This window comes from uncultured Amaricoccus sp. (genome assembly GCF_937858865.1).
Taxonomy (GTDB): domain Bacteria; phylum Pseudomonadota; class Alphaproteobacteria; order Rhodobacterales; family Rhodobacteraceae; genus Amaricoccus.
Map to the genome: position 1 here is coordinate 1 of NZ_CALLYO010000602.1, position 9,626 is coordinate 9,626.

A 9,626-nucleotide genomic window follows, 5' to 3' on the forward strand; every position below is an offset into this window, starting at 1 on the left:
GGGCACCAGTTCCGCGTTTACAACCCCGACCTCGGCGACGGGCGCGGCTTCCTCTTCGCCCAGGCGCGCGATCTCGCGGACGGCCGGCTGCTCGACCTCGGCACCAAGGGGTCGGGGACGACCCGCTGGTCGCGCGGCGCCGACGGACGGCTGACCCTCAAGGGCGGGATACGCGAGATCCTCGCCACCGAGATGCTCGAGGCGCTCGGCGTCTACACCTCGAAGTCCTTCTCGCTGGTCGAGACCGGCGAGGAGCTCGAGCGCGGCGACGAGCCCTCGCCGACCCGCTCCGCGGTGCTGGTGCGCCTCAGCCACAGCCACATCCGGATCGGCAGCTTCCAGCGCCTCGCCGCCCTCGGCGAGACCGAGGCGCTGCGCCGGCTCGTCGACCATTCGATCGCCCACTACTGGCCGGAGGCCGGCGCGGCGCCCGACCCGGTGGCCGGTCTCTATGACCGCATCGTCGGCGCGGTGGCGCGGCTCGGTGCGGAATGGTTCGCCGCCGGCTTCGTGCACGGCGTGCTCAATACCGACAATATCTCGATCACCGGCGAGAGCTTCGACTACGGCCCCTGGCGCTTCCTCGACCGCTTCGACCCCGCCTTCACCGCCGCCTATTTCGACCACGGCGGGCTCTACGCCTTCGCGCGCCAGCCCGAGGCGCTGAACTGGAACCTGGCGCGGCTCGGCGAGTGCCTGATCCTGCTTTCCTCGCGCGAGGCGATCGAGCCGGTCTTCGGCACCTTCGCCGACCGCTTCACGCGCCATCTCGCACGACAGACCTTCGCCCGCCTCGGGCTCCTCCCCGGCGAGCCCGAGGCGGCGCTCGCGCTCATGCACCGCTTCTGGGGGGCGATGCAGCAGACCTCGCCCCCGGTGCAGCAGGTCTTCCTCGACCTCCTCGGCGGCGGCGTGCCCGAGCGGCTGCGGGCGAGCCCGCTCCGGACGCTCTTCGAGACCGCCCTCTGGGCCGAGGTCATCGGGGAGCTGCGCGCCCTCCCCCCTGCCCCCGGCCTCGCGGCGGCGATGGCGCACCCCGCCGCCGCCCGCGACATCGCCGAGACGATGGTGATCGGCGAGGTCGAGGCGATCTGGGCCGCGATCGACCGCGACGACGACTGGACGCCGCTCGCCGGGAAGATCGCCCGCGTCCGCGAGACCGGGGCGATGGGCGCGGCGCTTGGGCTTCTCACAGGTCCGAACGGCCGGCCGGGGCACGTCCCGGTGGAGACCCGACAGCCTTGATCGAAGCGTGGCTTGGCCCCGCTACTTCCGTTAACGATGGTTACCATCTGGTTGACGGAAGAGGGACTTATCCAGCAAAAACAACGGCAGGACGAAGTGGGCACGCGTGCCCACCCCGTGCCCGGGGCTCCCGCGTCAGGGCTTTCCCGCCGGGGTCAGGAAGAAGGCCCAGGCGGCGTAAAGGCCGAGGGCGAGGAAGAGCACGCCCCAGAAGCCGGAGCCGGTGGTGAACTCGAAGACCGCCCAGCCGAGGCAGACGACGACGAGCAGGATGCGCACCCAGAGCGGCCGCAGCATCGGGTGGTCGGTGTCGATGAACTTCTTCACGCGCGCGCTCCCGGCCGGATCGGCAGGAGCTTGCGGTGGGCTGGCCGCGTTGACAAGGCCCGGCGGGCGCGAGAGTGTCGGCCCGGAACCGCGGGAGCGAGCGACAGACGGATGAGCGACGACCCCTATGCCGCGCTCGGGGTGGCCACGACCGCCACCCAGGAGGAGATCCGCAAGGCGTACAAGAAGATCGCCAGGGAGAGCCACCCGGACCTCAACCCCGGCGACGCCAAGGCGGCGGCGCGCTTCAAGGCCGCCTCCGCCGCGCACGACCTGCTCAAGGACCCGGAGAAGCGGGCCCGCTTCGACCGCGGCGAGATCGACGCCATGGGCCAGGAGCGGCCGGAGCGCAAGTTCTACCGCGAGTATGCCGAGGGGCCGGAGGCGACCTACCACACCCGGCGCGGCTACGAGGATTTCGGCGACTTCTCCGACGTCTTCGCCGACCTCTTCGGCAACCGGCAGCGGGCGGCCGGCGGCGGGCAGGCGATCCGCATGCGCGGGCCCGACCGGCACTATACGCTCGAGGTGGGCTTCCTCGAGGCGGCCAAGGGGGCGACGCGGCGGATCACCCTGCCCGACGGGCAGGCGCTCGACGTGAAGATCCCCGCCGGCCTCGCCGACGGCCAGACCCTCCGGCTGCGCGGCAAGGGCGGCGAGGGCATCGGCGGCGGCCCGGCGGGCGACGCGCTGGTGACGGTAGGCGTGGCGCCGCACGACTTCTTCCGCCGCGAGGGCGAGGACATCCTCGTCGAGCTGCCGATCTCGATCGACGAGGCGGTGCTCGGCGGCAAGGTCGAGGTGCCGACGATCGACGGCCGGGTGGCGGTGACGGTGCCGAAGGGCGCCTCGAGCGGGCAGGTGCTGCGCCTGCGCGGCCGCGGCGTGAAGCGCGCCGGCCGCCAGGGGGACCAGCTCGTCGCGCTGAGGATCGTCATGCCGCCCGAGGTCGACGACGAGCTCGAGGCCTTCTTCCGCCGCTGGCGGGAGGGGCATGCCTATGACCCGCGCAAGGGGGTGGTGCCATGAACCGCTTCTATTCCGAGACCGAGGTTGTCGCCCGCGTCGAGGGCCTGACCGTCGCCCGGCTGCGCCGCTTCGTCGCCGCCGAATGCCTCGCCCCCGCCGAGCAGGAAGGACGGCTCGCCTTCGCCGAGGCGGACGTGGCGCGGGCCCAGCTCCTGGCCGAACTGGTGAGCGACTTCGACCTCGACGAGGACGCCGCCAGCATGGTGATCTCGCTCGTCGACCAGATCCACGGCCTGCGCCGGGCGCTGCGGCAGCTCGGCGAGGCGGTGGCGTCGGAGCCGGACGAGGTGCGTGCGCGGATCGGGCGCCGGCTGGCGGAGCGCTGACAGGAGGCGGGCGCCTCGGGGCGATTTCCGGGCTCCGGCGATGGCTCGCCGGGCGCGGCGAACCGGCGGTCAGTTCGGGAAGAGGTCGTCCGAGACGCGGACCCGGGTGCCGCCGCCGATGGTGAAGAGGCGCTCGCCGGCACGGAAGGCCTTGCGCTCGTCGGCGGTCAGCCAGACGCGCGCCGGGTTGGCGCAGCCGACGACGTCGCAGGTGACGGCGGTCGACGGGTAGCCGAGGGGGAGCGCGTAGCTGACGTGCTCGGAATCCTTCGGCTTGTGCTCGTCGCAGAGGGCTGTGGCCATGGTCGCCTCCCGGTTATCGGGGGAGGATGACGCGGTGGGCGGGGGTGTGCAAGGGGGCGCCGGCGGGGCGCGGGGGGTCAAAGGTTTACGGGGATTCGCTCGATGTGGAATCGATATGGATTCGATATGGAATCCATATGGCTGGTGAACGGTCGGGATCGGGGGGAAGGCGATGGTGGTTCGGTTCGGGCTTCTCGGCGCGGGGCGCATCGGCAAGGTGCATGCGCAGGCGGTGAGCGGCAATCCGGGGGCGCGGCTCGTGGCGGTGGCGGACGCGGTCGCGCCGGCAGCGGAGGCGCTGGCGGCCGACTACGGGGCGGAGGTGCGCACGGTCGAGGCGATCGCCGAGGCGCCGGACGTGGACGCGGTGGTGATCTGCACCCCGACCGACACCCATGCCGAGCTGATCGAGGCCTTCGCGCGCAAGGGGAAGGCGGTCTTCTGCGAGAAGCCGGTCGATCTCGACGTCGCGCGCGTCAGGGCCTGCCTGAAGGTGGTGGAGGAGACCGGCGCGCGGCTGATGGTGGGGTTCAACCGCCGCTTCGACCCGCACTTCCGCGCGGTGCGGGCGGCGGTCGACGAGGGGCGCGTGGGAAAGGTGGAGATGGTCAACATCACCTCGCGCGATCCGGGGGCGCCGCCTCTCGACTATGTCCGGCGGTCGGGGGGCATCTTCCGCGACATGACGATCCACGACCTCGACATGGCGCGGTGGCTGCTCGGCGAGGAGCCGGTGGCGGTGGCGGCCTTCGGGTCGGTGCTGACCGACCCGGAGATCGGGCGGGCGGGGGATTTCGACAGCGTCAACGTGCTGCTCGAGACGGCGGGCGGGCGGCAGGCGGTGATCTCGAACTCGCGGCGGGCGACCTATGGCTACGACCAGCGGATCGAGGTGCTGGGGTCGGGCGGGATGGTGGCGGCGGAGAACCAGCGCGAGGTCTCGATCGAGGTCGCGACCGGGGCGGGGTTCCTGCGGCCGCCGCTGCTCGACTTCTTCATGAACCGCTATACCGCGGCCTATGCCGCGGAAATCGCGAGCTTCGTCGCCGCGCTGAGGGAGGGGACGCCGCTCGCGCCCTCGGGGCAGGACGGGCTGGCGGCGCTGGTGCTCGCCGAGGCGGCGGTGCGGTCGGTCACCGAGGGGCGCCGGGTCGAGGTATCGGAAATCGGCTGAATCGGCGGTCGCGTGCGTGATATGGCTTTCGGCAGATTCCGTTCCTGTTAACAGCGACTTGGCCGGACTGGAATGCGGCTGGAAGGAGGCTGGAAAGCGGCCATACGATTTGCCGCCGTGACCAGAGGTTAACGCGGTCGAGGCGAGAAGGGCGAGGAGGAGCGCCGTCCGCATCGTCAGCTGCGGGCGAGGAGCGCCTCGACCTCGGCCAGCGTCGGCATGGAGGGAGCGGTGCCGGGGCGGGTCACCGAGATGCCGGCGGTGGCGCAGCCGAAGCGCACGGCCTCCCAGGGGTCCATGCCGCGGGCGAGCGCGGTGGCGAAGCCGCCGTTGAAGGCGTCCCCTGCCCCGGTCGTCTCGACCACCGGGCCGGCGTCGATCGCCGGCACCAGGGCCGAGCGGCCATGGCCGTGCAGCAGCGCGCCGCGGGCGCCGAGGGTGATGACCACCGTGCCGACGCCGCGCTCGCGCAGGCGCTCGGCGGCGGCGCGGGCGGCGTCCTCGTCGGCGACCGGCAGGCCGGTCAGCGCCTCGGCCTCGGTCTCGTTCGGGGTGAGATAGTCGCAGAGGGCGAGGACGGAGTCGGGGAGCTCGCGGCCCGGCGCGGGGTTGAGGATGGTGGTGACGCCGTTGGCGCGGGCGATCTCGAGCCCGCGCACCGCCGCCTCGAGCGGCTGCTCGAGCTGGGTGACGAAGACGGCGGCCCCGGCGATCAGGCCGGCGCGGGCGTCGAGGTCGGCCGGCGCGATGTCGGCGGCGGCGCCGGGGCAGATGATGATGGCGTTGTCGCCGGTCGCTTCCTCGATGAAGATATAGGCGGCGCCGGTGTAGCTGTCTGCGGTCTGGGTGACGGCCGGGGTGACGCCCGCCTCCTTCCAGGTGGCGAAGGCCATGTCGGCGAAGGGGTCGCGGCCGAGGCGGGTGATGAAGCCGACCTCGGCGCCGAGGCGGGCGGCGGCGACGGCCTGGTTCGAGCCCTTGCCGCCGGGGCCGAGCTTGAAGCTACGCCCCAGGATCGTCTCGCCCATCTTCGGCGCCCGGTCGGCGCGGTAGGCGGTATCGGCGACGAAGACGCCGAGGATGACGACGCGGTTCTCGCGCCCCATCTCAGGCCTCCCCGTCACGCATCGGGCGGGATCACGCCCTTGCGGAGCGCGATGCAGCCGTAGAAGCGCCGCTCGCCGGTCTGGATCACCGCATAGGCCTGCTTTGCGCGCTCGTAGAAGGCGTATCGCTCGATGCCGATCATCGGCCAGGGCTTGCCCTCGGCGGCGTCGATCTCGGCCTGCACCTCCTGCTGCACCTCGGGCACGGTGTCGGGGTTGCCGACGATCTCCATCCGCGCCGCGGCATCGTCGACGAAGCCGTCGAGCGGGTAGAGCGAGAGCACGGCCCTGGCCACCCGCGCCAGCGGCGCATCGATGCGCAGCAGGAAGCCGAGCGCGGTCTGCCGCGCCACCGAGTCGGCGGGGAAGTTCGTGTCGCACAGGATGAGGTCGTCGCCGTGGCCCATGGCGCGCAGCGCCTGCAGCACATCGGCGTTCAGCAGCGGGTCGATCCCCTTGAGCATTCCCTATCCCCTCAGAGTGGCATCTTGCGGAGCGCGGCGGCGACGGCGCGGCCGAGCTTGCCGTGTTCGGCGGCGTCGAAGTGGACGCCGTCGAGCGGGCTCGAGACGATCACCTCGCCGGCGTTCAAGAAGGCGACGCCGTGCCGCTTCGCCACGGCGGCGCAGGTCGCGGCCAGGCGCTGCGACTTGACGGCCCCGCCCTCGAAGATCTCGGCGAGGCAGCCCGCCTCGAGGATGGGCGGCGGGGCGACGAGGAGGACGGCCGGCTGGGTCATCCCCGGGCCGCAGTCGCTGCGGCGGATGGCCTGGACGAGGAGGCCGACCGATGCGCCGATCTCGACCGCCGGGACCTGGAAGCGGTGCTTGAGGTCGTTGGTGCCGAGCATGAGCACGACGACATCGACCGGGCGGTGGCTCTCGAGGATCGCCGGCAGCACGGCGAGGCCGTTCTTGTGGACGCCCTCGATCGGGTCGGGGTGGACGGTGGTGCGGCCGGGGAGGCCCTCCTCGCGCACCAGCCAGCCCTCGCCGAGCCCGGCGGCGAGGACGCCCGGCCAGCGCTCGGCCGGGCCGAAGCGGCCTATGTCCCCGAGCGTTGCCATCGGCGCGGTGCCGTGCGTGTTCGAGTCGCCGTAGACGAGGACCATGCGGTCGGCCATCAGCCCTCCCCCAGCCGCACGCCGTAGACCCGTTCCGCGGTGCCGTGCGCCATCGCCGCCTGCTCCGTCCCGGAATAGCCGGCGAGGATGCCGCGGAAGGCGGCGATCCAGTCCGGCAGGTCGCCGCCCTGCACGTTCACCACCGGCCAGTCGCTGCCCCAGAGGCAGCGGTCGGGGCCGAAGGTGGCGATCACCTCCTCGACCCAGGGGCGGACCGTCTCAAGCGAGGCGGTGCCGGGGGCGACGTTGGCGTAGACGCCGGAGAGCTTGGCGACGACGTTGGGCTCGGCGGCGAGGGCCTTGAGGCCGGCGCGCCAGGGAGGGGCGGCCGCGGCGGCGCCGGCGGCGATGTCGGGGTTGCCGCAGTGGTCGAGGACGAACTGCGTGTCCGGGCAGGCGCGGACGAGCTCGAGCGCGACGGGGAGCTGACGGGCGAAGAAGCAGAGGTCGAAGGTGAGGCCGCGGGCGCCGATCTTGCGGACGTTGGCGCGGAAGGTCTCGGAGCGGGAGCGGTCGTCGTCGCCGATCGTGTGCAGGATGCGGCGGTAGCCGACGACGCCGAGGTCGGGGGCCTGCTCCAGCCAGGCGTCGAAGCCCGCGTCGCGCTCCGGGCGGCAGGCGGCGATGATGCCGAGGATGCCGCTGGCCGGGTCGCGGGCGAGGCCGGCGATGAAGCGGGCCTCCGCCTCGAGGTCGGGCTCGTCGACGTCGACCTCCATGAAGATCGAGCCGGCGACGCCGGAGCCGCGGGTGAGCGCCCGGTAGTCGTCGAGGGTGAAGGCGCGGCCCGCCAGCGCCGGGGCGCCGGCCGCCCAGCCGTAGGCGAGGCGGTCGGGGTAGACGAGGTGCTGGTGGGTGTCGAGGAGCGGCGGCATCCTAGTCCGGGTCGTCGATGCAGACCTGGCGCTGCCGGCCGAGGCCGTCGATGGCGAGCTCGATGACGTCGCCGGCCTTGAGGTAGGTGGGCGGCTTCATCCCCATGCCGACGCCCGGCGGCGTGCCGGTCGAGACGATGTCGCCGGGCTCGAGCGACATGAACTGGCTGAGGTAGGAGACGAGGTGGGCGACGCCGTAGACCATGGTGGCGGTCGTGCCCTTCTGGCGGCTCTCGCCGTTCACGGTCAGCCACATGGGCAGATTCTGCGGGTCGGCGATCTCGTCGCGGGTGACGAGCCAGGGGCCGGTCGGGCCGAAATGGTCGCAGGACTTGCCCTTGGTCCACTGGCCCTGGCGCTCGGTCTGGAAGGCGCGCTCGGAGACGTCGTTGACGAGGCAGTAGCCGGCGACGTAGCCGAGGGCGTCGGCCTCGGAGACGTACTTGGCACGCTTGCCGATGACGAAGCCGAGTTCGACCTCCCAGTCGGTCTTCTGGCTGCCGCGCGGGATGATGACCGGGTCGTCGGGGCCGCAGATGGCGCTGGTCGCCTTCATGAAGATGATCGGCTCGGAGGGGACGGTGGCGCCGGTCTCGGCGGCGTGGTCGGAATAGTTGAGGCCGATGCAGATGAACTTGCCGACGCCGGCGACGCAGGGGCCGAGGCGGACCGAGGGGTCGACCTCGGGCAGCTTCGACGCGTCGAGGCGGCGGAGGCGGTCGAGGCCCTCGTCGGAGAGGGTGGCGCCACCGATGTCGCCGACGAGGCCGGAGAGGTCGCGGATCCTGCCGTCCGCGTCGAGCAGGCCGGGCTTCTCGGCCCCCTTCGGTCCGTAGCGCAGAAGCTTCATCTCTCTCCCTCCCTCAGACGTTGGTCCAGCCGCCGTCGACGATCATCGCGGTGCCGGTGGTGAAGGCGCTCTCGTCCGACGCGAGGTGGACGGCGACGGCGGCGATCTCCTCCGGGCGGCCGAGGCGGCCCATGGGCTGGCGGGCGGCAAAGGTCTTCTGTGCCGCCTCGTAGTCGCCGGTGGCGCGCATCCGCTCGTGCAGCGAGGGGCTCTCGACGGTGCCGGGGCAGATGCAGTTGCAGCGGACGCCGCGGGTCACGAAGTCGGCGGCGACGGATTTGGTCAGGCCGATGACGGCGGCCTTCGAGGCGCCGTAGGCGCAGCGGCTGGGGACGCCGACGACCGAGGAGGCGACCGAGGCGATGTTGACGATCGAGCCGCCGCCCCGCTCCAGCATCGCCGGCAGGAAGGCGCGGATGAGGCGGAACATGGCGGTGACGTTGAGGTCGAAGGAGAAGGCCCAGGCCTTCTCCTCGGTGTCGAGGATGGTGCCGTTGGCGACGTAGCCGGCGCAGTTCGCGAGGACGTCGATGTCGGTGAGGCGCGCGGCGAGGGCGGCGACGGCGGCGGGGTCGAGGACGTCGAGCCGCTCGGTGGTGAGGCCGTCCGTGGCGGGGAGGGCGGCGAGGGCGTCGGCGTTGACGTCGGTGGCGAGGACCCGGGCGCCCTCGGCGGCCATGGCGATGGCGATGGCGCGGCCGATCCCCTGCCCCGCTGCCGTGACCAGGCAGCGCTTCCCCTTCAGGCGGTCCATGACTCGTTATTCCCCCGGCGTTTTTCCGTCTTGTCCGACAGTTCCCCGCGGATGTCCACCCGTCAGCTTTCGAGCCCGAGGCGCTGGTGCCACTCGGCGAGGCTCTCGTCGGGGTAGTCGTCGAAGGTCCGGTCCTTCGGGCCGAGGCAGGGCTCGGCCCAGTTCGCGCGGCTCGCGAGCATCAGGTGGGTGCGCTCGGGCGGGATCGGCAGCGGGGTGTCGATGGCGCCGGCGTGGGGGTGGACGAGCTCGGGCCAGCGCGGGTCCCAGAGCCAGAGGGCGGTGCCGCAGAGGGCGCAGAACTTGCGCTCGCCCGGGCTGATGGCGTCGCCCTCGTCGTGGAGGATGGCGCGGTAGGTGCAGAGGTGCTCCTCGCCCTCGATCTTGAGGGTGGCGGAGAGGGCGCCGAGGTTGATGGCGAAGCCGCCGGTGCCGGCGGTCTTGCGGCAGATCGAGCAGTAGCAGAGGTTGAACGGATAGGGGTGCGGGGCCTCGACCGAGAAGCGGACGGCGC

At 72.4% G+C, this 9,626-nt stretch carries 13 protein-coding genes; 4 read left to right on the forward strand and 9 right to left on the reverse strand.

The window, feature by feature from the left end; translation table 11 throughout:
* Positions 1 to 1,245: protein adenylyltransferase SelO family protein (locus Q0112_RS17790; RefSeq protein ID WP_297977360.1), on the forward strand; the 1,245-nt coding region annotated here is incomplete at its 5' end.
* A 135-nt stretch (positions 1,246 to 1,380) separates the two neighbouring features.
* Here Q0112_RS17790 and Q0112_RS17795 read toward each other — a convergent pair.
* Positions 1,381 to 1,572, reverse strand: coding sequence for a DUF3329 domain-containing protein (locus Q0112_RS17795; RefSeq protein WP_297977361.1), 192 nt, complete (start codon positions 1,570 to 1,572; stop codon positions 1,381 to 1,383).
* Between the two features lie 111 nt (positions 1,573 to 1,683).
* On the opposite strand from Q0112_RS17795, the gene Q0112_RS17800 reads away from it, so the two are divergent.
* Together Q0112_RS17800 and Q0112_RS17805 are read left to right on the forward strand one after the other, a co-directional pair.
* Positions 1,684 to 2,601, forward strand: a complete 918-nt coding sequence (locus Q0112_RS17800; RefSeq protein ID WP_297977362.1) for a DnaJ C-terminal domain-containing protein — start codon at positions 1,684 to 1,686, stop codon at positions 2,599 to 2,601.
* Positions 2,598 to 2,927, forward strand: coding sequence for a chaperone modulator CbpM (locus tag Q0112_RS17805; protein ID WP_297977363.1), 330 nt, complete (start codon positions 2,598 to 2,600; stop codon positions 2,925 to 2,927). The genes Q0112_RS17800 and Q0112_RS17805 overlap by 4 nt, the downstream gene beginning before the upstream one ends.
* A gap of 69 nt (positions 2,928 to 2,996) precedes the next feature.
* On the opposite strand, the gene Q0112_RS17810 is transcribed toward Q0112_RS17805, so the two are convergent.
* Positions 2,997 to 3,230 carry a hypothetical protein gene (locus tag Q0112_RS17810; RefSeq protein WP_297977364.1) on the reverse strand — a complete coding sequence of 78 codons (234 nt, stop codon included), beginning with the start codon at positions 3,228 to 3,230 and terminating at the stop codon, positions 2,997 to 2,999.
* Between the two features lie 172 nt (positions 3,231 to 3,402).
* On the opposite strand from Q0112_RS17810, the gene iolG reads away from it, so the two are divergent.
* Positions 3,403 to 4,404, forward strand: coding sequence for an inositol 2-dehydrogenase (gene iolG / locus Q0112_RS17815; protein WP_297977365.1), 1,002 nt, complete (start codon positions 3,403 to 3,405; stop codon positions 4,402 to 4,404).
* A 176-nt stretch (positions 4,405 to 4,580) separates the two neighbouring features.
* Here iolG and rbsK read toward each other — a convergent pair whose 3' ends face one another.
* The 7 genes from rbsK to Q0112_RS17850 all read right to left on the reverse strand — a co-directional run.
* Positions 4,581 to 5,510 carry a ribokinase gene (rbsK, locus tag Q0112_RS17820; protein ID WP_297977366.1) on the reverse strand — a complete coding sequence of 310 codons (930 nt, stop codon included), beginning with the start codon at positions 5,508 to 5,510 and terminating at the stop codon, positions 4,581 to 4,583.
* A gap of 14 nt (positions 5,511 to 5,524) precedes the next feature.
* On the reverse strand, positions 5,525 to 5,974 hold the full coding sequence (locus Q0112_RS17825) for an RbsD/FucU family protein (protein WP_297977367.1): 450 nt from the start codon (positions 5,972 to 5,974) through the stop codon (positions 5,525 to 5,527).
* An 11-nt stretch (positions 5,975 to 5,985) separates the two neighbouring features.
* Positions 5,986 to 6,633 carry an SGNH/GDSL hydrolase family protein gene (locus Q0112_RS17830; protein ID WP_297977368.1) on the reverse strand — a complete coding sequence of 216 codons (648 nt, stop codon included), beginning with the start codon at positions 6,631 to 6,633 and terminating at the stop codon, positions 5,986 to 5,988.
* Positions 6,633 to 7,508, reverse strand: coding sequence for an amidohydrolase (locus Q0112_RS17835; RefSeq protein WP_297977369.1), 876 nt, complete (start codon positions 7,506 to 7,508; stop codon positions 6,633 to 6,635). Before Q0112_RS17835 ends, Q0112_RS17830 begins: the two co-directional genes overlap by 1 nt.
* A gap of 1 nt (position 7,509) precedes the next feature.
* Positions 7,510 to 8,358 carry a fumarylacetoacetate hydrolase family protein gene (locus tag Q0112_RS17840; RefSeq protein WP_297977371.1) on the reverse strand — a complete coding sequence of 283 codons (849 nt, stop codon included), beginning with the start codon at positions 8,356 to 8,358 and terminating at the stop codon, positions 7,510 to 7,512.
* Between the two features lie 13 nt (positions 8,359 to 8,371).
* Positions 8,372 to 9,112: an SDR family oxidoreductase gene (locus Q0112_RS17845; protein ID WP_297977373.1), complete on the reverse strand. Its 741-nt coding sequence runs from the start codon at positions 9,110 to 9,112 to the stop codon at positions 8,372 to 8,374.
* 62 nt (positions 9,113 to 9,174) lie between these two features.
* A partial coding sequence (locus Q0112_RS17850) for a GFA family protein (RefSeq protein ID WP_297977374.1) occupies positions 9,175 to 9,626 on the reverse strand: 452 nt, incomplete at its 5' end.

Excerpts from the sequence above, each read along its gene's own strand:
- Q0112_RS17800 (WP_297977362.1), top strand. The coding sequence starts at position 1,684 with ATGAGCGACGACCCCTATGCCGCGCTCGGGGTGGCCACGACCGCCACC.
- Q0112_RS17805 (WP_297977363.1), top strand. The coding sequence starts at position 2,598 with ATGAACCGCTTCTATTCCGAGACCGAGGTTGTCGCCCGCGTCGAGGGC.
- Q0112_RS17810 (WP_297977364.1), bottom strand. The coding sequence starts at position 3,230 with ATGGCCACAGCCCTCTGCGACGAGCACAAGCCGAAGGATTCCGAGCAC.
- iolG (WP_297977365.1), top strand. The coding sequence starts at position 3,403 with ATGGTGGTTCGGTTCGGGCTTCTCGGCGCGGGGCGCATCGGCAAGGTG.
- rbsK (WP_297977366.1), bottom strand. The coding sequence starts at position 5,510 with ATGGGGCGCGAGAACCGCGTCGTCATCCTCGGCGTCTTCGTCGCCGAT.
- Q0112_RS17825 (WP_297977367.1), bottom strand. The coding sequence starts at position 5,974 with ATGCTCAAGGGGATCGACCCGCTGCTGAACGCCGATGTGCTGCAGGCG.
- Q0112_RS17830 (WP_297977368.1), bottom strand. The coding sequence starts at position 6,633 with ATGGCCGACCGCATGGTCCTCGTCTACGGCGACTCGAACACGCACGGC.
- Q0112_RS17835 (WP_297977369.1), bottom strand. The coding sequence starts at position 7,508 with ATGCCGCCGCTCCTCGACACCCACCAGCACCTCGTCTACCCCGACCGC.
- Q0112_RS17840 (WP_297977371.1), bottom strand. The coding sequence starts at position 8,358 with ATGAAGCTTCTGCGCTACGGACCGAAGGGGGCCGAGAAGCCCGGCCTG.
- Q0112_RS17845 (WP_297977373.1), bottom strand. The coding sequence starts at position 9,112 with ATGGACCGCCTGAAGGGGAAGCGCTGCCTGGTCACGGCAGCGGGGCAG.